Below are 22,438 nucleotides of genomic sequence, written 5' to 3'. Positions count from 1 at the left end.
CTTCTTAAATATATACCAAAATATGAGTGAAGAAACTACTTGTATAATCGTTCCTTTTCTAAGGATCATTTAACAATCAAAATATACAAGTATTTTTAGCACGTTAAATGAATCATGAATTTTGATTTGGCTCTAAATAAAGAATATCCTAAAGAAGAAATAGAAACAATCTTTGGTACCAATTTTGGCTATGGAATAAAGGGAATAACGCTAAGAAAGTACAATAATGGAAACCCATACATTATTTTATTTTCAAAAGAAAAAGGCCCATATTCAGATGAATTTGGTGAAAATACTTTTTATTATGATGGTGAAGGGATAAACAAAGATCAAAAATTGACAGCAGCAAATAAGGCTCTTGTTAATGCAAAAGAAGATCATAGGACAATATATGGATTTAGACAAGAGAATAAAAGAGGAATGTGGAGATATATTGGTACACTCAAAGTATTAAATTATGAGTACATTCCCAAAAATGGGTTTAAAACTTACGTATTTAAATTAAGCAAAGATTTTAACTATTAAGTAAAGTGTTTCGAAAATTCGTTGTGTCTGCAAAGCAGATGACTCCCCAAGCTCTGTATATTCGCTTTATTTTCAAGCAATCTTTTAATCTATATAAGTCAAAACCTTGCTTATTCATTTTGTTTTTATTACGCCATTAGAAGGTAACTGAATATGGGTAACTCAAACTGCTATAAGTATCGGCCTGCTGAGGGTAAAATTTGGTCTATAGTATTTAATCATCCATTACGCTTGAACTCAAATGGAAAATATGGTAGGTGGACAAGAAGAAGCCTCAAAACGGTAAATCCCAAAATTGCAGATGGATTTGTTAATGAGATGATGGATCTTCTTTCACATAAAGATTTTTGGAAAGGAGAAAATGGAAAACTCATGGCTGAAAAAATGTATAGTCCTGTGGTGGCCTCTGCATTTTATGACTCTATTTTGCCTGAAAAATTAAAAGATAATGAATCTATTCCCATCCGTGAGAATCTCTTACCACTACCTTCTTCTGATGATGGATACAACAAAATTCTTTTTGTAGGGACAACTGGAGCTGGAAAGTCAACTTTATTAAGACAGCTTATAGGAACCACATCAGAAAACTTTCCTTTAATTACCACTGGAAAAGCAACAGTTTCGGACCTTGAGGTTATAGTTGCACAGGGAAATTATAAAGCAGTAGTAACTTTTATTACAAAATCGATGACTGAACTTTACGTTCAAGACTGTGTGTATTCTGCAATTCTCAAAGCACTGAAAGAAGGCGAAAAAGAGAAAATTTTTGAAGAATTGTCAGAAAACAAAGAGCAGACATTCAGATTAAGATATATTCTTGGAAATTACAAGGATAAGAAATCTAATGTTAAAAGGTCTTGTTTTTTTGATGACGATGAATCTGATGTCTCTGAGAAAAGTGAAGATTTTCTCTTTGATGTTGAGAAATCAAATAAAATAAATGAGTACCTTGAGAGGATAATTCAGATCTCCTCTCAGTTAAAATCGATACCTTTGGATGAGGAGTCTGATATTGAAAAGAAATCTGAAAATAAATACTTCGATTCAGAACTTCTCTACAAAGCTGTTTATGAAAATAAAGATTTTGCTTTCCTTGTAAATGAAATACTTGACGATATAGAGTCACGATTTAGTCTTATTAAAAATGGAGTTTTACGTCCAATAGACAAGTGGCCACTATATTGGGAGTTTGAGACAAACAATAGGAAAGAATTCCTTGATTCCTTAAGTGTGTTTTATTCAAATAATTGCAGACTTTTTGGGATGCTTCTAACTCCATTGGTTCAGGGAATGAGAGTTCAAGGACCTTTTTATTCTGAAAGTTTAATTGAAGATTTTCCTAAGTTAGTTTTTATTGATGGCCAGGGCCTGGGACATACCGCAGAGTCAGCTCAAGCTCGTTCAATTCCTCAAAAATTAGAAGATATGTTTGATCTTGTCGATGTAATTCTTTTAGTGGATAATTCAACTCAGCCAATGCAACATTCCACCCTTACAGCTTTAAAAAGAGCCGTTGCTTCTGGATATACAAATAAACTTATAATTGCTTTTACTCATTTTGATTTAGTTCAAGGCGAAAATTTTGAAAATGAAGTTGATAAAAGAGAACATGTTTATAAATCTTTAAGGAATGGTCTTTCAAATATTGAAAAAGATCTTGGCCCCACTATAATTGAACGCTTAGGATCTGATTTAAGTGAACGTTGTTTGTTTCTAGAATGTCTAAATAAAAATGAATCTGAACTTCGAGATAGGACATTGAAACAGTTACGTAATTTGCTCAAACACATACAGAAAAAAACAAAATTAGCTTACATAGTTGCCTCTAAACCTCAATATGATGTGGATAAATTCTGTGATGGTATTTATTCCTCAATTGAAAAATTTCGTATGAAATGGGATATGCGTTTATCAGGTATACCTACAAGAAATTATTCAGTTCCTTTTGACTCTCAAGGAGCTAAAAAGGAGCATTGGGCTAGAATAAAGGCATTAAATAGAAGAATTGCAGAATTCAATATAATTGAATACGACTATCTTCAGCCAGTAGGAGACCTAAAAAGTTTTGAAAGTGAGCAGATCTCCCGTTATCTTGATGAGTCTCTTAAGTGGGAGGTAAGGGAACCTTCAGATGAAGATAAGTTAAAGTTCATTGATGCAATAAAGAATAATGTCTCAAGAGAACTTGGGGAGAGTATCAAAAAAGAGATGATAGATGAACTTATGGAGTACTGGATTCAGGCTAATAACTATAGCGGAATGGGATCTACAAAACTAAGGTTAAGAGACATTGATCTTATATATGACCAAGTGTCTCCACTGATGAAAAAATCTGCGAATTGGCATGAATGTGTCTTAAAAATTAAAACAATGGTAGAAGAGTCGATTGACTTAGCTTATGAAGCGACAATGAGTAAATCAACTGAAATACCAGAGCAGCCTTCAAATTTTATTGACTGGAATGTTAGTTAAGTTTATAACTATCAACCCCTCTTTTTTTCAAACTCCAAACTTCTCACTAAACTGAAGTTTTATCTTTGCTTATATCTAAGAATCAAAACCTCTTCTCACTCAACCTCAACATTTAATGTAAATTTCTCCTCCGTGCCGGTTATGTTCTCCCAGGACCTCATATATATGCCATTTACCTTCTGGCTGCCCGGAGCTGTGGCTTCAATTACCCATAAATGAATTCCGGGAACACCTGTAAGGTTTTCAGGGTTTAGACCTTCGATATATTCATCGTCGAGAATACTGAGCCCACTGCTCAGGTTAAGTTTCCATAAATAACCCGCTGATGGGTCTTCTCTAAGAATAACAGTAAAATTCTCTCCTTTTTTGAAGCTTATGGTTTTTCCGTTGTCAGCTTCGGTTACTACCTGGCCTTTCTCTATTATTTCGTTAGCTTCAGTCGTGTTGTTAGTCACGTTTGCTGGTATTTCAGGATTTACAGGCTGGAGCTGGTCGTTATTTCCCTGAGTTTCATTCTCCTGAGCTTCATTTCCCATGTTTCCCGTCTTTTCCGCACAGCCGGCTGCAAAGACGATAGCAGCGACGACGAAGAGCATTGCTATGGCTTTTAAAACTTTCTTCATAACCCTCCTCCCGAAAATTCTCTTCTTTTATTTCAAAGTGAAAGTTCGTTTTACTTCTTTATTGATGCTATTGACACTAATCTATTTCGTCGCTAAATTCTGGTCTCATGCCTGTTTATGTAAAAATCAGATTTAGAGGAAGCTGAAGACAGTAATGACTTTCTGATATGCAGCAAAGCTCCTGTGAACTATCTTAGTACTCACCGCGAAATAACCTAAGCCAATTTTTACACTGTACTTTTCCATTTTCATAAGCAGTACCATCTGTTTTGCTTCCAAATAATAATTTGTTACTTAGGTTATTTCGTTACGAGCCCTTATTATAAAATGAAGCACAATTTCTATCTGGTGACAGGAAAATGACTCTCACTGTGGGTATAAAAGGTGATTTCACACCTCAGGAGGTAAGTGAGGTCATCCGTGCAGCTCTGGAACAGAATGAGCGTGTGGCTAAATACAAGATAAAAAAGTATTCGGATATTTGTGAGAATCTTGAAAAAAAATATGAAATGGACTCAGATACTTTTATGGAAAAATTCGATTCCGGAGAACTCGGAGACGACGATGACTTCTTCGACTGGTATGCAGCAAAAAGGGGACTTGATATCTGGAATAAGAAGTTGAAAATAATCCTGGGGATTCAGATATGAATCTCAGAGATTATTATTTAAAAATAGAATCTCTACTCAAAGATTTCTCCCTGATTACACATTTTTCAATTGAATTTGAGGAAGTTACAGCTTATATAGGTTATTTAAAGGGCAAACTTGAATTCATGAACGGCTCGATACTTTACTTTTTTGAATTTGTTGAGGTTCAGAATGATGCCCCTGTACTTGTCAAGTATAAATACCAGTGGCAATCATCTGAAGGCAAGCTGCTAAAAAGATGGGATAATGCTCCGCACCATAAAGAACTGGATACATTTCCAGACCACGTTCATGATTCAAATGGAGTGTATCCTGCTCCTTCCATGAATCTTGAATTAGTACTTAACAAAGGACTCAATCTTGAATAATGCTTTGTTTGATAGCTTCTCTCTTCGCAAGTTATATATACTATCCCCAATAAATGGGAATATTGTATAAAAGTCTCTAATTTGGAGCGTGTTTTTTCAGATAATGTTGCACCAGAGGATCAATGTAGAACTGAACCTTCAGATGCATCCATTGAAGTTTTCAGCTTTTTCGTCTCATTTTAAGAACTCCATAAGAGCTAATCTATATGCTTTTGCGGAGAACCCTCTTTGATTTTTGAGCTAGTTGAGAACTGCCGACAATAAGGTCTGATTGACTAAAACACAAAAACAAGTTAAGACAAAACAAAAACGAGCTAAATAAAGAGCACACTTAGTACCTTTATTTGCGAGGCTTGAAATAAAATGTCAGAAGAATCAGATGATCCAGACAGTAGTGATAGTAGCAGTCGTCAAAAAATGTTCACAGTAACCGGAGTGGTTCTGTGTGCTATACAGCTTACGTTCTTCGTAGGCATGATTTTAAAATTTATCGAGACGGATTTCCTCGGTGGTTTTACATTCATGCTGCTTGCTTACTCTTCAGCTTTCGTTTACAGGAATCTGGAGAATTCCGGGAAAATTCCCAGCCTAGCCGAGAACTGATGACTGTGTGGCTTTGATCTGAAAACCACATTCTATAGGTAACTATCTGTTCTGAATTTTTCCTTTTCCTTTTTCTTTTTCCTATTTTTTGTCCTTTATCTTTTACCTTTCACATATTGCAATTATTTAATGCTTTATTGTTTTCCATTTCAGGCCCTTCACTTTAAATTTATCATGATTTTTAAATGTAGATAATATAAAGTTTTTAGTTATATTTTCTGCTCAAAAGAGGTAAAAGGTTATTAATTGTGAAAACGTAGGGTACAAATAAGCCTCAGGCACGAAAAAAGGAATTAATTGAATGTTTCAGGCCAGAAGAAATGGCTTGACTAATAAACTTGACTAATAAGCTTGACTGATAAAATAGAAAAAGAAATATAGGATTATTTTTTAGTACCAGCAATAACTTTCAATGGGATAAACATGGAGTTGACTTTGCAGATTGATACCGATTACTCGCTTCAGGAAGCAAGCGAGATTATTCGCTCGGCTCTGGAACATGAGAAACATCTTGCAAAATACAAAATAGATCGCTACGCCATGATCTGCGATGAATTCGAAGATCGTTACGACCTGATCTCTACCGAATTCATACAAAAATTCGAAGCCGGAGAACTTATCGCTGAGGATAAATATCTTGAGTGGTATGCTGCAAAGCGAGGGCTTGATCACTGGAAGAAAAAGCTGGCTCTCCTTAAAGGCATCAGAATGTAACTGCTCTAAAAGCTTATCAACAAACTTATCAAAAGCAAGAATATTCAAAAGCTTCTAGAAAATTAATCGACAATTTCAATTTTGTATCCTTTTCAAATTCAATGGAGAATATTCCAACCTGAGAAATGCACAACAACTTTATCATATAGCTGTAAAGTGGAATGCATTGCTTGACATTGTTTTTCAGATTTGATTAAATTATTAAATTTTCAGCAAAGACATGAAATTTACTTTTATCCATACAATTTGAGAAGGATATACAATTTTTAAAAAATGAATTGATAACTTTTAAAAAGTTAATCTACAACTCTTTGAGAACTATTCTTTGAGAAACTATTCTTTTGAGAACTATTCTTTGAGAAACTATTCTTTTGAAAAACTATTCTTTTGAAAAACTATTCTTTTGAAAAACTATTCTTTTGAAAAACTATTCTTTTGAAAAACTATTCTTTTGAGAAACTGTTTGAGTTCGTTCTCATTTATCACATAGTGTTTAAATTTAAAATGTTCTCGTATGATTCTAAGGATGATATAACCCCTAAATGTTGATAAAAAGTATTTTTGTATCTGGTACTTATCTTTAAGTGTATAAAATAAATGGAAATGTATTTATAACTGTCGTACTATATTTTCATGATAAGCTTTTTTAATGGTGATCTGGATGGGCTCAAAAATCGGGTTAATGGAACTGGTCTTTCGGTCGGAGAGACGCAGAACCCTTCTGATTTACCTCAAAGATGGGCCCAGATCCATAGATGAAATTCAGGAACACCTGTCGGTAGATTCTGTCTCTATCCTCCCCCAGCTTAAAAGACTTAAGGACAGAGAAATAATTATACAGAAGGGTCACACTTATGAGCTTTCCATTATGGGAAAAGCGATTGTAGATAAGATGTTGCCTCTTCTGGGTACTCTGGAAGTGTTCGAAGATAATTTTGATTACTGGTCACGACGGAGTTTCGATGGAATCCCCTTTTTTTTACGAAGTAGAATCCTGGAGTTAAAAAGCTGCAAAATTATCCGTCCGGATCTGAGCCATATGTTCGAACTGGACCCAAAGTTTGTGGAAAATCTCCTTCTTTCAAGGCAGGTTATCAGCTTCAGTTCCTATTTTCATCCATCACTTGTTTCTCTCTACCTGGAAATCGCAAAGAAAGAAACTCAAATTTCTTTAATTCTGACCGAGCCTGTGTTAAGGAGGTTTAAAGCTGATTACAGCGAAAGTTTCCAAACTCTGGTTCAGTTTGAACATGTCAGCTTGTCTCTTTTCCCGAAAAACTCTAAACTCGCAGGAGTTACAGTTACAGATAGGTTCTTCCTGCTCACCATTCTTCCTCAAGTAAAGTTTTTTGAGCATGAAAGCCTGTTCAGCTCCGAACCTCAAGCTCTCAACTGGGGTACCGATCTATTTTCATACTTACAAAAGGAAGCATTTCCGGTTTCAGTCAAAACGAATGCAATAATTCATTAGGTTTTAGTTCATCTCGAGTTAAATGTAGATGAGCTAAATGCAGATAATAGTGAGTAGTGAGCATCTAACAGTTAGACCCTTATGTAAAAGTTCTAAAAGCTCAAAATATGTAAAGCTCAAAATATATAAAGATTGGAATATATAAAGCTCGGAATATAAAGGTTTTCAGTTTGTTCAAAAAGCTTAAAATATAGAGGTTTTCAGGTAGCAAGCGTGTCTAACCATTTACCTTCAATAACTGTTTAATGGAATAAGAGGCTAATATTAGTGGGGGATAACTATGAGTTTCACGCTTAATATCGAAACTAATTTCTCGCCTCAGGAAGTGACTGAGGCTATTCGCTCGGCTCTTGAACATGAAAAGCACGTTGCCAGGTATAAGATCAAAAGTTATTCTGCAATCTGCAGGGATTTTGAAACAAAATTTGGGTTCAGTTCTGCTGAACTCCAGGCAAAACTTGAAACCCCAAATCGAAATAAAGAAAGCAGTTTTTTCGACTGGTATGCAGCAAAAAGAGGGCTGGACCACTGGAACAAAAGACTTGAAATCCTTTCAGGTATTTCTTTTTGAACCGAGACATTAAGTTTCCAGCTATTACATTGAAGCTTTATCGGCATAGTTTTGCCTTTTGAAGCTTTATTTGAACATTTCTGTTTTTCTGTATAATTTACTTATTCCCTTTTGCGCCTGGATTTCAAACTCCTGTTTTCGTTTCCCTATTTAACCCAGAATTGGCAAATTATTTATGTATGTGTATAAGTATTAACAGGGTTAATCATTCTCCCTAAGGAGTAATCATGCTTAATAACTAATTCGCCATCATATCCATTGATGATATGAAAATTGATTCTTTTCTCTCTGGCGATTTTGGGTATTAAGTCTTTGGTTGTAAAATATGCTGAGGTGTTAAATCTGGTCAAAAATATCCTAAAAAGTATGGTAGGAGAAGCTCTCATAGGCTCCGGTCCGGAAGTTGCACACATAGACCTGGTTATCGGACCTAGAGGAGGCCCAGTTGAAGCAGCGTTTATGAATTCGCTCGCAATGCCCAGACAGGGTCATACCCCACTTCTTGCAGTCCTGGAACCAAATCTCCAGCCCAAACCTGTAACCTTGCTCGTAAATAAGGTGACGATAAAAAACGTATCGCAAGCTGCTCTTATGTTCGGACCGGCTCAGGCTGCAGTCGCAAAGGCAGTTATGGATTCTGTAGCTGATGGAGTGCTTCCTGAAGAACAGGCTGATGACACTTTTATTATCGTTTCCGTATTTATTGAATGGGATGCGAAAGATAAGGACAAAGTTTACGAATTTAATTATGAAGCAACAAAGCTTGCAATAGCAAGAGCTATGGAAGGCAGTCCTACTGTCGAAGAAGCGCTTGCTAAAAAAGATTCAGCAAAACACCCGTTTGCCTGAATTATAATTCAGCACAATTTAAACTTCAAAAGCAATTTGTTTCAGGTTGAAACTTGACTTCTTAAACTGCGGACAGTGGGATCTCAGAGTTTTTATTTACTCTAAGAGAGACTCTGCCTGCAGTCTTTTCTAAATAATCCTGGCTTGCAGTATCTCTGAACAGCTGGTCCTTCCAGAGTAAATAGTGCCTGACATATACAGCACGTTATACTACAGCACGTTATACCACCCCACTTCAACGACAGGCTCTAATGCTATATCTCTAGCCTCAATTCCCAATATGTGTCTCTCAGAAACTAAAGAAGCCTGTAAGGAATAGAAACCCAATCTTATTTGAAAACAGGATCAGAAAACCATATTATTAGCTCAGGATTCTAAAGTGATAACACATTCAACTGACCAAATGCCGAATCTACTAATTATTTTTTAGTTAAAAGAAGCCAGAAACTAAAAGTTTATCGTAAAGTTTGTGTTAATAGTTAATCGGAAAAATATATACGCAGTAGGCTGCTACCTTGCTTTTTCCGGTAGTAGGTAACCTCAGTCCTTATTTTCCCTTCTGGGACAATTGTATTTCTCAAAGAATATCTTTATCCCAAAATTATTTCCTGTTTTTTGTTTTTAATTTCTGGATTTTATCTTTCTATTCCTCTTAAGTATGAAGCTGTCAGATGATCTGACATCAGATTATATGATAGCAGGCTGGCTTTTTCTTTCAGGGTTTTGCACTACTGTATGGTTATACGCACAATGTTGTATTGCCAGAATATTTCTCAAATTTTATGAGTATAGTATCTCTGTGTTTGGAGTCTTTCAAGAGTACATTTAAGAGTGCTTAAAGGAGCGCATTCGGGAGCACGTTCAGAGACAGTTTCTTGTTTTTTTCTATTAGTTCCTTGCTGAGAAAGTTCTCACTAGAACTAAAATTTCTGAGTTATGATTATTTTTGCAGGTCTTATTCTTTCCAGGCTTTTACCGGCCTTTATGAGGACCGAAACGGATATTGGAGACTTAATGACTGCGTAAAAAATAAAAGCGCGGGCAGATAAATATTTATAATAAGTATAAGTAGTTTATATTGAGGTAAAAAAATAAGAACTTTATAGTGGGGGAATTACATACATGAAGATTAGAGTAGTTAGTTCCAGAGAGGAAATATTCACTCTCAATCCTAATGAGCGTGTTGTTCATCTGGCCTTCAGACCTTCGAACAAAGACATTTTTGCACTCGTTGAAACCTGTCCGAAAATTGAGGTAATTCAGTTGCCCAAATCTTATAGGCGCACGGTTTCGAAATCTATAGAAATGTTCCTTGAGATGCAGAGGATCCAGCTTATCGAAGGCGATGTCTGGGGTCACAGGAAGGATATTAACGAATACTACAGTATTCCTTCTTCAGTCATTGACAAAATAAGGGAGCTAAAATCAGAGGGAACACCTGCTGAAAGAATCGAAGAAAAGGTCGCAAGGGAAAGCAAACTAAATCCTGAGATGGTTGCATATATCCTGACCAAGGAAGCTTCTGCCTGAATAAGTATCAGCTCAGAAATTTTCACTAGATTCTTGAGTGCAGATAAAGCCATATGAATAGTCTCAAATCTTTGAGAATATCCTTTATCATCCAAATTCCAGCTTAAACCTTCAATTTTTAAGGAGCCTTAATAGGTTCCCTGATCCTGGACAGTAGCGTGAGCTTTCCGGGGCAGGGAGACTCCATCTGTTTTTTTAATTATTGTGCAATTGTTGTGCATTTGATGATCCGTTTGTATCTGATTTGAATTATAGAGATATGAATATCATATGTCTACATATGGGATAAAACGCCATCCACAAATAAACAATCGTAAAATTATAACTCGAAAGAAAAAAACCAGTGGCAACAGACTTACAGAAGAAAATTTAAAAAAATTGTTGTTTGGAAAGTTAAGAAATAATAGAAATTGGATAAACCGGAATAAAATAAAGCCTGAAATTTCAGGCTTCGTAGTATCCAATTTCTTCTTTTGTAAGATAACATGCAGGGTCATCTGCCCATACATTTCCGTATACAGCTTCGGCCCGTACCCTGAAATTCCCATTGCAAACATCGAGCCATTTACACCTGGCACAACGATCTCCGTGAACTTTTATCAGGGGTTTTCTGTTTTTAAGCCCTGCCATGATTTCATCGCTCAGGTCAGTCCAGATTTCACTGAATGGGCGTTCCCGCACATTTCCAAAGGAATAGTGCCTCCAGAACTGGTCGGCATGTACCGCCCCATCCCAGGATACGCAGCCTATACCTATCCCTGAAGAATTTCCCTGGTTCATGGAAAGAAGTTCAAATACCTCGGCAGCCCTTTCAGGATTTTCTTTGAGGAGCTTCATGTACAGGTAGGGGCCGTCACAGTGGTTATCCACTGTCAGGACTTCGGCAGGAAAACCTTTTTCGTGAAGTTTTCTTGTCCTCTCGAGTATCAGGTCTACAGCCTGCCTGGATTCCTCAAGGAAAAGGTCTTCATTTACCATTTTTGAGCCACGGCCTGCATAAACCAGATGATAGAAACATATTCTTGGAATTTTTTCTTTTTCAAGCAGGTCAAAGATTGCAGGAATATCCCTTACATTTTGCTTGTTGATGGTAAAACGCAGGCCAACCTTTATGCCTTCTTCCTGGCAATTGTGAAGCCCTCTTAGAGCTGCATCGAACGCCCCTTTCATGCCCCTGAATTTGTCATTCGTTTCTCTGATCCCATCAAGAGAAACTCCTACGTAAGAGAGACCGACGTCCTTTAGCTTTTTTGCCAGATCCCGGTCTATGAGCGTCCCGTTTGTAGAGATTACAGCCCTCATCCCTTTTTCACGCGCGTAGGCTGCAAGCTCAGGCAGGTCTTTTCTCATGGTTGGTTCCCCTCCGGAAAAAAGCATTACCGGGCTTCCGAAACTCGCAAGGTCATCGATAAGAGCTTTGCCTTCTTCCGTTGAAAGCTCATTTTCAAATTCTATGTCCTTTGCCTGGGCATAACAATGGACACATTTCAGGTTGCAGCGGCGGGTCATGTTCCAGACTACAACTGGCTTTTTATCCTTTGAAAACTGCAGCAAGTGAGAGGGAAGCTTTTTTGATTCCCTTCCATAGCGGAGAGCATCTGAGGGTTCCACGGTTCCACAGTAAAGTTTTGAAATGCCTATCATGTCGATCCGTCAAAATTGAGATTGTTTTACAGAAATAAGTAAACAATTTGAGATTGTTGTCTACTTTAACTTAGTCTTCTGATTGTTTTGTATTTGTAGAGACAGGGTGAGTATATGACATTCACGATTATAAAACTAAGGTCCGAATGCCCGGACTTGAGGATATGACCAGAAAAGCCGAATATCCGGAAGTCAACCGAGAAAAATATTCTCAATTACATATTTTCGATTTGTAAAATTATCTATTTGCCGATGACATAAAACCTCTTCGAATTTGATATATATTTGAGATATCTGACTGTTTCTTCGACCCTATAAGTATCATACCCTGCTCTCCATCTATTTCAAAGTGGTCAATCCATCCGGAAGGCCTGCATTGTCAGGTTATAAGGAGTTGTTACCACCCTGCTGTCGACAAAATATTCAATCCGTTTTCCTTTTCGTCGGTTAATTTGATTGGTCATGGTTTCATCTCATGAACGGTATACTGTTGTTGAAAAGGCATAATTAAAAACGTCAGTGACGTGGTCGATCATCACAAAGACTTGAATTTTCTTTCGGGATAGAAGGGCCGGAAGTCCCGACGAATGGAGTTTCCCATCTCGCAATAGTATCCATGATTTTGATTGCTATCGCTTCAACCGGCAGGCTTGCGAATGACATTGCAGTTTGACAAGATCTTCGTTACGAGATGACATCGTAGATAACGATTGATGCAGGAATGGCTTTGAAAATCTCTTTTTTCCAGGTATTAGCAACGATTCTGGAAAAGCAGAGTTTTTTTCCTCAGAGTAGTCAAAGGCGTGTGTGTTCCGCAGGAAGGTTTGAAAAAAGAGCATATTTTGAAAGAGGGTATATAAAAGAAAGTCTAGGTTTAAAAAAGAGGTCGGACTTACGCAGTTGAACTAAAAAATCAACAGCATCAGACCGGTAACTGTTTAAAACATTAATTACATGAACTTAATTCATATTCTTTTATATTCTTTGACGTAATTGATTTTGTTCTTCAAGTGCGTAAGTCCTGAGATAAAGAGCTCAAAAACACTTATTTTGAAGTGTTAAAAACCACCCTGTCCCGGGACAGTTTTACGTTTCAGGCATCTGAAATCAGTTTCTTTTGGAGAAACGTATTCCATTATCCTCATGCAAAATCCATAGGATCTGCTGTACATTTCGCATTCTCCACATCTTACTGGCATCTGTTCCGTTAGCTTTTCCTCCCGTATATTACATTTTAATTATATTTTGTTCTTAAAGTGTATAATTTTCTAAAGTTATATACTTTATCCATAATTTTAGATTTGTTTTAATTCATCTATGACTATTTTTCATCCCTTTCATAACGGATTTCAGAATTACTTAAAGGAAAGATGCGGGGTCGATTGCAACTTAAAGTACACGGATTGAGAGCATTATTATGAAGGAATTCCTTTAGACTGTTTTTTAACTTAGACTGTCTCTTAAATATAATATTAAATTAGGACTTACGCACTTGAGGAACAAAATCAATTATGGCAAAGACTGTGGATTAAAATCACGTTTTAGACATTTAACGGTCCAATGCTTTTGATTTTTCAGTTCAACTGCGTAAGTCCTATAAATATAATATTTAATATGAGAAGTAAAGAATTCGCATTCGGTGTGCTTAATGATGACAAACGTGGAGATATACCCGTCACCTGACCTGCAAAAAAGGGACTCCTGGATTATGAGAAGCAAATTTGACATGTATCAAAGGTTTATTTGAACCATTCCAGAAATTCGTACATTGGTACGACAAAAGACCTCATGGGCTTTTAAGTTTTGTTATTTCGAACTGGTTTTATGAGAAAAGCACGGTTTTATGAGAAGAGCCCGGTTTTATGAACTCATTCCCATATAACGTGGTTCTCAAAACGATTTGAGTCATACTTTTAGAGCAGTTCTTCAGTTACTTTTAAGCTGACTTTTCAGAGCTCTTTTTTCATAGCCTTTATCAGGGCTTCGAAGGTAAATTCTTCAGGGATTACGTCCGCATTGACACCATATTTTTTCAGGGTATTTCCTGTAGGCGTTCCTATAGCTCCTACCAAGGCCCTGCTGAGAGATTCTTTTATGGTTTCCTCTGCTCCCAGCTCTTTAGCATGCTTCATAAAGCCTTTAACCATCATCGAACTTGTAAAAGCAAAAGCATCCACTTTCCCTGCGAGCGTGCGCTCTATCAAGTCTCTCTGGATCGCTCCTTCAGGAATACTGAGAGTGTATACGTGGGTCTCATAAACCGTAGCTCCGCACTTTTCAAGCCCTTCTATTAAGACTTTAGCCCCAAAAGAGCTCCTGGCAAGGTCCACCGTCTTTCCTGCGACCTCGGGACAGAGAGCTTCTACAATTCCTTTGGAACTGTAATCTCCCGGCAAAAAAGAGTTGTCAATTCCTATTCTTATGAGTTCTTTTTCCGTATTAGGCCCGATGGCAATTACCTTGAGATTTTTAAGCGCTGTAATGAAATCTTTCTTTTCAGTTTCAGAAAGCTTGTCCAGAGTAAAACTTATTCCGTTTGCACTGGTAAAGACTACGTAATCCGAAGATCCCTCAAGGACTCTTTGTATAAAAGGCTCAAACCCTTCATCTTTTATGCCTTCAAGCTGAATCATGGAGGCATATAAGGGCTCAAAACCGTAATCTTGCGCAAGCGCTTCTGATTTTTTCCTGTAGCTTTCCGGCCTCATAATTGCGAGAACAGGTCTTTTTTCTTCTGCCATATTCCTTTCTCCTGTTATATCCCGTTATTTCCGCGCCGGGTTAAAAGTCAGCTCCTGTCAACTGTTCCCCGAGAATATCGTGCAGGCGTACAACATCCCCTACAACCGTAATAGCTGGAGCCTTTACTTTCCTTTCTTCTGCCAGGCTGGCGATGTTTGCAAGGGTCCCTATAGTTACTCTCTGGTCGGCCCTGGTTCCTCTCTCAATGACTCCAACAGGAGTATCCGGGGCTTTGCCGTGCTTCATGAGTTCTTCTGCGTTCCGGCCGAGCATCTTCACACCCATAAGGATTACAATTGTTCCGCCGAATTTTGCCAGGGTTTCCCAGTCAAGCCCACTTTCTTCTTTTGTAGGGTCTTCATGCCCTGTGATGAAAGTAACCATAGAGGTGCTTTCCCTGTGAGTTACAGGAATTCCGGCATAAGCAGGCACTGCTATCGCAGAAGTAATCCCAGGCACAACTTCAAACTCAATTCCTTCGGCTACAAGCACTTCAGCTTCTTCTCCGCCTCTTCCGAAGACATAGGGATCTCCTCCTTTAAGCCTGACTACCATCTTTCCTTCTTTTGCTTTCTGCACAAGCACTTCATTAATCTCAGCCTGGGTCATGGTATGGTTGCCGGCGTATTTCCCAACATCAATTTTTTCCGCACTTGCCGGCATTGAGTCAAGAATAGCTTTTCCAGGAAGCTGGTCAAAAACAATTACTTCAGCACTGTCAATTAGCCGGCGGGCTTTCAGGGTAAGGAGCTCAGGGTCGCCTGGACCAGAACCCACAAGATAGACTTTTCCGTAATTTCCTGACATGTGACGACGGTTCCTTTATGTTTTTTGGATAGAAACGTGTAATCTGGAGAAGGTTAACGAGTTTTTAGAATATATAATATCCTGAAAATCAAGCCAGAAATAATGCACTTGAATCGCACTTATTTGTATTGTTGTACCTGTTTATCTTTGTGTTTGAAACTTAATATATCCAGAATCCCTGTATCCTTACTAACAACCTGAAAATTTTCAGCCATTTTGTTGTCATTTGCTGGAATCTGAAGTTTGGGGACATTATCAGAAGCATTTTTCCGAAATATTGTTTCACAAGTTATATGGAGTCTTATTCTTAATTGGATATTTATATATTTATTATGTGACCTTTATTATATGACTTTAATCATTTTTTTATATATTATGATCTAATGTATATGAACTCTGTATATGAACTCAAATGTACACTTTAATTCTAAAATATAAGCCATAGTTTCTAAAATAATCAAGGAGTGGAAAACTTGCCAAATGAACCTGAACTTCTGCCGCTCCATAAGCTTGGGGCACGGAAAGATGAACAAACTTTTGGGAAAATAAATTTTGGGCTTTTTTTACCAGGTATTTCGGAAGAGGGAGAATATGAACTCTTTGTGAGGGTTATTCATGAAGAGGACCAGTTCCTTCAGGATATACCTCCAATGGACTTTGAAATGGAACATTCAATAGACCCAGATTACGGGGACTACTGGTCTGCAGCGATAAATATTGAAGCTAAAGATAAGCTAAAGCCATTTTCTGCTTGGGGAACCCCTGGAAAATATGTCTATCGATATTGCCTTAAAACTCCAAAAAATCCAGAGCTTATTGACTGGATTATCGACCCCTTTGCTAGGGAATTCGGGGTTGGGAAATTATCTGCTTTCACTCTCGGGTACGAACACTATACGTGGGATAAAAATGAACTGGAATGGAAAACCCCTTTCATAAATGAAATTGTCCTTTATGAACTCATGATCAACGAGTTTGCGGATGATATCAAAGGGACGATTGACCATCTGGATTACCTCGCAGACCTCGGAATTAATTGTATAGAACTGATGCCTCTTTCAAACGTTGAGAAAAGAATAGACTGGGGATTTGCACCGATTGGGTATTTCGGGGTGGACGAACGTTTCGGAAATCGAAAAGATATGCAAGAATTGATCGATAAGGCTCACCAGAAAGGCATCGCGGTCATAGTAGATTCGGTTTATGCACATACAAGCCATCTTTTTCCGTATTACTATGTTTACAACGAACTTGGATACCCTCAGAATAAAAATCCCTTCATGGGCCCTTTTGCTGAAAACGCTTTTGGAATAAGTACAGGCTTTAATCAGGAATTTACCAGGGATTTCTTTTTAACAGTCAACAATCACTGGCTTGACCGTTATCATGTAGATGGTTTTAGATACGACTACGTTCCCGGGTACTGGCTGGAGGATGAGGAAAATGGCTACACCAAACTTGTAAGGGATACATACCAGCTTGTTAAGGCAAAAAAAGGCTCTTCTGATCACTGGCAGCGATTTTTTGAAGGAGGGTCTGTAAATCTAATCCAGTGTGCTGAGCAGCTTCAGAAACCTGTTGAAATCCTGAATAAAACTTACAGCAACTGTACCTGGCAAAACGAAACCCTGGATGCGGCCAGAGGGATATATGGAAATTGTGCAAAATTGACCGAGCTTGGTTTCCTCTTCGGGCTCTCAGGTTATCCAGGAGAAATTCCAAACAATGGAGATAAGATTACAAAAACCGCTCTTCAGTATCTGGAAAATCACGATCATTCCCGGTTTATCTGTAATTTTGGAACAATAGCCAGTGATAATGAGCTTTTGAAGGAAGGCGATCGAGCCCTCTGGTATAAGGTACAGCCTTATCTGATAGGCCTACTTATGGCAAAGGGCATTCCAATGTTATGGCAGGGGCAGGAGTTTGGGGAAAACTACTGGCTCCCTCAAGAAGGATGGGGAAGAGTGCTCTTGTACAGACCTGTGCGCTGGGAATATTTTTATACTTCTGAAGGTCGGTCCCTGGTCAATCTTGTCAGGAGACTGGTTAAGCTTCGCAGGAATAACCCTCAGTTTACCAGAGGAGAGCATTATTTCTACAATGATTATACCTTATATCAGTCCCGAAATATCATGATGTTTTCCCGGACTTACAAAGGTGTTTTCAGCCTGGTTGCATTGAACTTCGGAGCCCAGGATCAGGTAGTTTATTTCAAGTTTCCATCTGATGGTAATTACCGGGAAGAACTTCATGGTCAGGATAATTTAAAAGGGGTTTCTGCAGGAAAGGACGTCCAGCTTAGCATTCCCAGCAACTATGGAAAAATATGGACATTGGCAGTTTGATACATATGCAGACATAAACATCTTTCTGAAGATGGATATTAAATATAAACAATTTTAATTCACGATGGGTTTCTCGGATACATTAGGTGGTAATTAATAAATACCTCTTGAGCACTAGTGAATTCAACATTTGAGTACTAGTGAGTTCAACATGCTTCGTATAACTTTTCTTGGTACTGGAGGTTCTCTTCCAACCCGCAACAGAAACCCATCGGCAGTAATGGTTAATAGAGAAGGAGAGCTTATCCTGTTCGACTGTGGAGAAGGAACCCAGCAGCAGATGATGAGGGCAAAGACAGGGATGATGAACCTGTCCTCTATTTTTGTCAGTCATTTCCATGCGGACCATTTTCTGGGAATTCCTGGCCTGATCCAGACTATGTCTTTTATGGGAAGGAAAGACCCCCTTCTGATTTACGGCCCTGAGGGAACAAGGGAATTTACTGAGCTTTTTAAAGCCCTTGGCTACTTCAACCTTAAGTACGAAGTCCAGGGCATCCAGTTGAAACCCGGAGATGTTGTTGAAAGAGAACAATATGTGATCCGGGCTTTAAAAACCGAACACAGCATCTCAAGCCTCGGATACGCCCTTATAGAAAATCCTCGCCCAGGGCGTTTCAACAGGGAAAAGGCGATAGAACTGGGGATTCCTCCAGGCCCTCTTTTCGCAAAATTACAAAAAGGAAACAAGGTAGAAGTCAATGGAAAGACCGTAAAACCTGAGGACGTAATGGGGAATTTAAGGCCGGGGCGAACTGTTGTATACAGTGGAGATACCAGGCCCTGCAAGCCCGTTCTCGAAGCCAGCCTGAATGCAGATGTGTTGATACATGACGGAAGTTTTGCGGACGAGATGGCAGATTGGGCTGAAGAGTCAAAACATTCGACAGCAGGAGAAGTTGCAGCTCTTGCAAAGGAGGCAAAAGTCAGGAGTTTGGTCCTTACCCATATCAGCTCCCGGTATACTGATGATGTTGAACCTCTTCTGACCGATTCGAAGAAAGTGTTTGAAAATGTAATTATAGCCGAAGACCTGATGGAAATTGAAGTCCCGTACAGGTCGAAATAAGGCTTAACTCTTTACATTCAAAATGGCTCTTCGCTGTTTTGATGGGTTGAAAATAATTGTTTAGTTAGAAAGCATTGAGATCAAAATTCAAAGTACCTTCCAAAAAGACTCTAAATGGCCTTTAGAGAAAAACTAAAAAATTTCCAAAGATATACACCCGGAAGTTTTAGTGAAAAGAAGTTGTCGCAGATATAATCTGCCCGCAACAGAATCAGAATAGTTCAGACAAGAGTCCAATCCAGTTTTTTATTTTCGGCATCGTAAAGTGTCACCTGCATGGTTTTGTCTTCGACTTCATAGACAGGCCTGATACCTAAATAAAGAGTGTCTCCATGATTAATATTGAGTTCACCATTCACTCTTCCGAAGTATACTCTACCTTTTGTACCATTTTCTTCTACTGTTATACCTTTCCACACAAGGTTTTGAATTATATTTACAACTTTACACTCAAACCGGTCGACTTCACGTATCTCATTCATGGGGATCCCTTTTAATTATTATTTCAGATATGGTTAAAAGTTTATAAAACTCGTTCCGTTAGAAAATAACGATTTTTATACATAAAATTATTCCTGTTCTTCATAAAGAAGAAAAATATGTAAAAGTGTTATACTGAAGCAGGTAAAAGCATTACATTAAAGCAAGTAAAAGTATCATACCGAAAGCAGGTAAAATACTGGTACTCTAAAAAGCTAGATATTAAAAACAATTATATTTAAAAATTAGTTTTTAAAGTTAGTTTTTAAAGTTAGCAATCAAAAAGTCGGTACTTATTTTAAAGTACCTTAAAATTTCATAGTTTAGCAGTAATGTACCTCCTTCGGATCAAACGTAAAGCTCAGAAGGGCCTTGAGATGTGTCTTTCCTGCCAAGTTTTGCAAGCGCATTTTCAAAATCCTTGTTTGTTACTATTTCACGCTCTTCTATAATTGCCTGGTGAAGAGCAGTTTTTAAAACCTTTTCAACAAGGTCTCTGCCCGAAAGTCCATTTGCTTTCTTTGCAAGTGCCCGGAAGTTACAGTCCTCTACCTGCAATGGGAAGGTTTTTACATTTGACTCGAATATCTTGATGACTTCTTCTTCTATAGGAAGAACAAACTCAATTTCTTCTTCGAACCTGCTCCTTATAGCTGAGTCCAGGGAATATATCCTGTTTGTAGAGCAGATAGTACATACTCCATCGCGTTCTACTATGCCATCCATTTCGGTCAGAAGAGCGTTTACAATTTCACTAACATCTCCTCTCAACTCCTGGAATTTTCGATCCAGGGCTATGGCATCGAGCTCGTCAATAAAGATTATACAGGGAGCCATCTCTTCTGCTCGGTCATAAAGCTGATGAATCTGGCGGGCTCCATCGCCCACATATTCTCCTATCAGCTGTGTAGCTTTAACAGGAATGATGGGGACATCGGTTTTGTTCGCAAGACCCTTTGCAAGCATGGTCTTTCCGGTGCCGGAAGGCCCGAAAAAGAGGATATTTCTTGGCGCCCATTTCCCAAAGCGTTCGGGCTCTTCAAGGAAACGTTCAATCAGCCTGCACTTTTGCTTTGCAAGTTCCTGCCCGATTATGTCTTCAAATTTAACGCTACTCTTTATTTCTGCCGAGGAGGGAAGCCCATTTTCTTCTTCAGTTACAATAATTGATGTTGAAGTTCCTATTATGGATTCTGCAGGTTCCACATCTATGATACGGTAAGCAAAATCCGGGAACATCCGCCTATCAAAGAGATAATCTCCTTTACGAGCAACATATCCATTCCACTGTTCTCGGGCATAGAATTCAAAAACATCCCGATTTTCAATAACAGGATATTCGTCCATCATGCCGCTTAACGGATAACCTTCAGGCTTCAGAATCAGAAGCTCAGAGGTAGATCTCCCAAACTCGGTATTACTTTCATGAGTCTTTTTCGCGTTCACTCTTTGTGAGACTGGTCGCACTTTGTAATCAACTCGAATACTTTTCTATGCCTCTTATAGTACTATAGTACTCCGAAGAGCTAATAAAATTAACCCCATAAACCAGGCAAAATATTCGACTGCGAAAGGCTCGCTCACTTTTTAAAGATGAGAAAGGTCTTCTAAAAGCCCTGTCTTTAAGTTGCTCCTGGAGTAACTATCGGTTAGGTTTCTTTTCAGGATTCAGGTAATTGTTATATATTCAGATATTCAATGTAACAATGTATAAATCCTGTAGAACCCCATATAAGTGTAAAATATTTATATGAGTAGCCAAATAGGTTATTTGTTGTTTGAAATATGTTTGAATTAATGGTTGTATAATATAACATATAACAGACTTTCTAAAGATTCTGATATTAGAATTTTGAGGTTGTGTTTCTATTATAGTACACATGAAGGTCTGATGTAAAAGACAAAGCTAATATATAAGGTAAATAATATAAAACTTATAATTATTGAATGAAACGTATTTTCAAACTGTTTGAAAATCTATCAACAATGTAGAGTAAATTACCTGACTAATATATTTATGTATAGAATATTTAGAGATTAAGTATTAAATTAGCAGCAATAAATATTATGTCGGTAATACAGCAGACTAACGACTTAAAAATGTAGTGCCTAATTAAGGCCAGTTTCAGAGTATGATTTTTATGTTTACTATGGAGAACACGGAAGGTTTCGACCAGAAAACTCTTGATAAGATGAATGCTGAAGTCAAGAAAACTATGAGCAAGCACGATCCTAAATCGAAAGATTACAAAAAGTTATTCGAGCAGGTTGAAGACCAAATCTTCGACAAATATTGTTCTGAGGTATTCAGACCCTCTCTCAAACTTTAATAATTTACCTTTTGGATTTAATTGCTAATTAAATCCAAAACGACAAATTCTTTTTTTATTTTGCTTGATGAATCCATATTAATCAGTTGATATTTTTATAGTCTATAATTTAGTAATTTTTTAATAGCCATTTCTTTTTTGTAAGTCAAGGTTTTATTCAGGTGTCTTTTTTGAGGATTACTAATGATTCTTCAGTCCCAACTTTCGAGACGTTAAGTTCTTTCATCAGATCTTCGTTTACCTTCTCACATTACCCCATTGTACAAAACACCCGGTTACCAACCATGAAAGAAGAGAAGGAAAAAGTACTGGAAAGAAGAGAAGGAAAAAGTACTGGAAAGAAGAGAAGGAAAAAGTACTGGAAAGAAGAGAAGGAAAAAGTACCAGAAGTAAACAGAGAAAACAAAATAGAACTATCAACGTAAAATTGACACTGGAAAAAGATAAAATTAATCAAAAACTAATTTTAAAAACAGATTATGAAAAGTAAAGTATTATAAGGTGAGTATGGCAGCGATCCAGAGTTCCCGAAGGCTCGCACACTTCAGTACAGTAAGGAACGCGGGCAGGCTTATCTACTGTGTTCGGGATGGGTACAGGAGTTACACTGCCGCTATGGCCGCCAGACTCAACCTATAAGTG

21 protein-coding genes and 1 rRNA gene are annotated in these 22,438 nt (G+C 37.8%); 14 read left to right on the top strand and 8 right to left on the bottom strand.

The features are described from left to right. Positions 1-114: 114 nt before the first annotated feature. A complete protein-coding gene (locus FXW07_RS14420; protein ID WP_229396031.1) occupies positions 115-525 on the top strand; it encodes a hypothetical protein in 411 nt (136 codons plus the stop codon). A gap of 153 nt (positions 526-678) precedes the next feature. Further along, positions 679-2,997 carry a hypothetical protein gene (locus FXW07_RS14415; protein ID WP_229396030.1) on the top strand — a complete coding sequence of 773 codons (2,319 nt, stop codon included), beginning with the start codon at positions 679-681 and terminating at the stop codon, positions 2,995-2,997. A gap of 95 nt (positions 2,998-3,092) precedes the next feature. Here the strand turns inward: FXW07_RS14415 and FXW07_RS14410 are convergent, their stop codons facing one another. Next, the gene (locus tag FXW07_RS14410) at positions 3,093-3,620 is read right to left on the bottom strand and encodes a protease inhibitor I42 family protein (RefSeq protein ID WP_229396029.1); all 528 of its coding nucleotides are present in this window, start codon (positions 3,618-3,620) and stop codon (positions 3,093-3,095) included. A gap of 359 nt (positions 3,621-3,979) precedes the next feature. Between FXW07_RS14410 and FXW07_RS14405 the strand changes: the two genes are divergently transcribed. The 8 genes from FXW07_RS14405 to FXW07_RS14370 all read left to right on the top strand — a co-directional run bounded on the left by FXW07_RS14405 (position 3,980) and on the right by FXW07_RS14370 (position 10,376). Next, on the top strand, positions 3,980-4,270 hold the full coding sequence (locus FXW07_RS14405) for a hypothetical protein (protein WP_229396028.1): 291 nt from the start codon (positions 3,980-3,982) through the stop codon (positions 4,268-4,270). Then, entirely contained in the window at positions 4,267-4,638 is a 372-nt protein-coding gene (locus FXW07_RS14400; protein WP_229396027.1) for a DUF6516 family protein, read from the top strand. The genes FXW07_RS14405 and FXW07_RS14400 overlap by 4 nt, the downstream gene beginning before the upstream one ends. A gap of 363 nt (positions 4,639-5,001) precedes the next feature. Beyond that, on the top strand, positions 5,002-5,241 hold the full coding sequence (locus FXW07_RS14395; RefSeq protein WP_048121943.1) for a hypothetical protein: 240 nt from the start codon (positions 5,002-5,004) through the stop codon (positions 5,239-5,241). 423 nt (positions 5,242-5,664) lie between these two features. Further along, the gene (locus FXW07_RS14390) at positions 5,665-5,955 is read left to right on the top strand and encodes a hypothetical protein (RefSeq protein WP_048121945.1); all 291 of its coding nucleotides are present in this window, start codon (positions 5,665-5,667) and stop codon (positions 5,953-5,955) included. 661 nt (positions 5,956-6,616) lie between these two features. Then, on the top strand, positions 6,617-7,426 hold the full coding sequence (locus FXW07_RS14385) for a winged helix-turn-helix domain-containing protein (protein WP_229396026.1): 810 nt from the start codon (positions 6,617-6,619) through the stop codon (positions 7,424-7,426). A 280-nt stretch (positions 7,427-7,706) separates the two neighbouring features. Next, positions 7,707-7,997: a hypothetical protein gene (locus tag FXW07_RS14380; protein WP_229396025.1), complete on the top strand. Its 291-nt coding sequence runs from the start codon at positions 7,707-7,709 to the stop codon at positions 7,995-7,997. A 366-nt stretch (positions 7,998-8,363) separates the two neighbouring features. Next, positions 8,364-8,846, top strand: coding sequence for a formaldehyde-activating enzyme (gene fae / locus FXW07_RS14375; RefSeq protein WP_048158387.1), 483 nt, complete (start codon positions 8,364-8,366; stop codon positions 8,844-8,846). A 1,122-nt stretch (positions 8,847-9,968) separates the two neighbouring features. Next, on the top strand, positions 9,969-10,376 hold the full coding sequence (locus tag FXW07_RS14370; protein WP_048121952.1) for a DUF1699 family protein: 408 nt from the start codon (positions 9,969-9,971) through the stop codon (positions 10,374-10,376). A 444-nt stretch (positions 10,377-10,820) separates the two neighbouring features. Here FXW07_RS14370 and ahbC read toward each other — a convergent pair whose 3' ends face one another. The 4 genes from ahbC to cobA form a co-directional block, all read right to left on the bottom strand. Further along, entirely contained in the window at positions 10,821-12,020 is a 1,200-nt protein-coding gene (ahbC, locus tag FXW07_RS14365; protein ID WP_229396024.1) for a 12,18-didecarboxysiroheme deacetylase, read from the bottom strand. Positions 12,021-12,536: 516 nt separating this feature from the next. Next, a complete protein-coding gene (locus tag FXW07_RS14360) occupies positions 12,537-12,683 on the bottom strand; it encodes a hypothetical protein (RefSeq protein WP_229396023.1) in 147 nt (48 codons plus the stop codon). Positions 12,684-13,969: 1,286 nt separating this feature from the next. Further along, complete coding sequence (locus FXW07_RS14355; protein WP_229396022.1) at positions 13,970-14,761, bottom strand: uroporphyrinogen-III synthase; 792 nt, start codon at positions 14,759-14,761, stop codon at positions 13,970-13,972. A 40-nt stretch (positions 14,762-14,801) separates the two neighbouring features. After that, complete coding sequence (cobA, locus tag FXW07_RS14350) at positions 14,802-15,569, bottom strand: uroporphyrinogen-III C-methyltransferase (RefSeq protein WP_229396021.1); 768 nt, start codon at positions 15,567-15,569, stop codon at positions 14,802-14,804. Positions 15,570-16,033: 464 nt separating this feature from the next. Between cobA and FXW07_RS14345 the strand changes: the two genes are divergently transcribed. Next, positions 16,034-17,917, top strand: coding sequence for an alpha-amylase family glycosyl hydrolase (locus tag FXW07_RS14345; protein WP_229396020.1), 1,884 nt, complete (start codon positions 16,034-16,036; stop codon positions 17,915-17,917). 151 nt (positions 17,918-18,068) lie between these two features. Then, positions 18,069-18,986 (top strand): ribonuclease Z, encoded by a 918-nt coding sequence (locus FXW07_RS14340; protein ID WP_229396019.1) that lies wholly within the window; start codon positions 18,069-18,071, stop codon positions 18,984-18,986. A 221-nt stretch (positions 18,987-19,207) separates the two neighbouring features. Here FXW07_RS14340 and FXW07_RS14335 read toward each other — a convergent pair whose 3' ends face one another. Together FXW07_RS14335 and FXW07_RS14330 are read right to left on the bottom strand one after the other, a co-directional pair. Next, positions 19,208-19,468, bottom strand: a complete 261-nt coding sequence (locus FXW07_RS14335) for a hypothetical protein (RefSeq protein WP_229396018.1) — start codon at positions 19,466-19,468, stop codon at positions 19,208-19,210. Positions 19,469-19,814: 346 nt separating this feature from the next. After that, complete coding sequence (locus FXW07_RS14330; protein ID WP_229396017.1) at positions 19,815-20,933, bottom strand: AAA family ATPase; 1,119 nt, start codon at positions 20,931-20,933, stop codon at positions 19,815-19,817. Positions 20,934-21,607: 674 nt separating this feature from the next. Between FXW07_RS14330 and FXW07_RS14325 the strand changes: the two genes are divergently transcribed. Together FXW07_RS14325 and FXW07_RS14320 are read left to right on the top strand one after the other, a co-directional pair. Next, positions 21,608-21,796, top strand: a complete 189-nt coding sequence (locus FXW07_RS14325) for a hypothetical protein (protein WP_048107671.1) — start codon at positions 21,608-21,610, stop codon at positions 21,794-21,796. A gap of 284 nt (positions 21,797-22,080) precedes the next feature. Then, entirely contained in the window at positions 22,081-22,221 is a 141-nt protein-coding gene (locus FXW07_RS14320; protein WP_229396016.1) for a hypothetical protein, read from the top strand. An 80-nt stretch (positions 22,222-22,301) separates the two neighbouring features. Here the strand turns inward: FXW07_RS14320 and rrf are convergent. Continuing rightward, positions 22,302-22,423 (bottom strand): 5S ribosomal RNA (gene rrf, locus FXW07_RS14315). Positions 22,424-22,438 lie beyond the last annotated feature (15 nt).

Source organism: Methanosarcina sp. DH1 (genome assembly GCF_020804205.1).
Taxonomy (GTDB): domain Archaea; phylum Halobacteriota; class Methanosarcinia; order Methanosarcinales; family Methanosarcinaceae; genus Methanosarcina; species Methanosarcina vacuolata.
Note: the sequence above shows the minus strand (reverse complement) of the source record. Positions and strands in the feature narration are given on the sequence as shown.

Coding starts and splice junctions, on each gene's coding strand:
- FXW07_RS14420 (WP_229396031.1), top strand. CDS start 115: ATGAATTTTGATTTGGCTCTAAATAAAGAATATCCTAAAGAAGAAATA.
- FXW07_RS14415 (WP_229396030.1), top strand. CDS start 679: ATGGGTAACTCAAACTGCTATAAGTATCGGCCTGCTGAGGGTAAAATT.
- FXW07_RS14410 (WP_229396029.1), bottom strand. CDS start 3,620: ATGAAGAAAGTTTTAAAAGCCATAGCAATGCTCTTCGTCGTCGCTGCT.
- FXW07_RS14405 (WP_229396028.1), top strand. CDS start 3,980: ATGACTCTCACTGTGGGTATAAAAGGTGATTTCACACCTCAGGAGGTA.
- FXW07_RS14400 (WP_229396027.1), top strand. CDS start 4,267: ATGAATCTCAGAGATTATTATTTAAAAATAGAATCTCTACTCAAAGAT.
- FXW07_RS14395 (WP_048121943.1), top strand. CDS start 5,002: ATGTCAGAAGAATCAGATGATCCAGACAGTAGTGATAGTAGCAGTCGT.
- FXW07_RS14390 (WP_048121945.1), top strand. CDS start 5,665: ATGGAGTTGACTTTGCAGATTGATACCGATTACTCGCTTCAGGAAGCA.
- FXW07_RS14385 (WP_229396026.1), top strand. CDS start 6,617: ATGGGCTCAAAAATCGGGTTAATGGAACTGGTCTTTCGGTCGGAGAGA.
- FXW07_RS14380 (WP_229396025.1), top strand. CDS start 7,707: ATGAGTTTCACGCTTAATATCGAAACTAATTTCTCGCCTCAGGAAGTG.
- fae (WP_048158387.1), top strand. CDS start 8,364: ATGGTAGGAGAAGCTCTCATAGGCTCCGGTCCGGAAGTTGCACACATA.
- FXW07_RS14370 (WP_048121952.1), top strand. CDS start 9,969: ATGAAGATTAGAGTAGTTAGTTCCAGAGAGGAAATATTCACTCTCAAT.
- ahbC (WP_229396024.1), bottom strand. CDS start 12,020: ATGATAGGCATTTCAAAACTTTACTGTGGAACCGTGGAACCCTCAGAT.
- FXW07_RS14360 (WP_229396023.1), bottom strand. CDS start 12,683: ATGTCATTCGCAAGCCTGCCGGTTGAAGCGATAGCAATCAAAATCATG.
- FXW07_RS14355 (WP_229396022.1), bottom strand. CDS start 14,761: ATGGCAGAAGAAAAAAGACCTGTTCTCGCAATTATGAGGCCGGAAAGC.
- cobA (WP_229396021.1), bottom strand. CDS start 15,569: ATGTCAGGAAATTACGGAAAAGTCTATCTTGTGGGTTCTGGTCCAGGC.
- FXW07_RS14340 (WP_229396019.1), top strand. CDS start 18,069: ATGCTTCGTATAACTTTTCTTGGTACTGGAGGTTCTCTTCCAACCCGC.
- FXW07_RS14335 (WP_229396018.1), bottom strand. CDS start 19,468: ATGAATGAGATACGTGAAGTCGACCGGTTTGAGTGTAAAGTTGTAAAT.
- FXW07_RS14325 (WP_048107671.1), top strand. CDS start 21,608: ATGTTTACTATGGAGAACACGGAAGGTTTCGACCAGAAAACTCTTGAT.
- FXW07_RS14320 (WP_229396016.1), top strand. CDS start 22,081: ATGAAAGAAGAGAAGGAAAAAGTACTGGAAAGAAGAGAAGGAAAAAGT.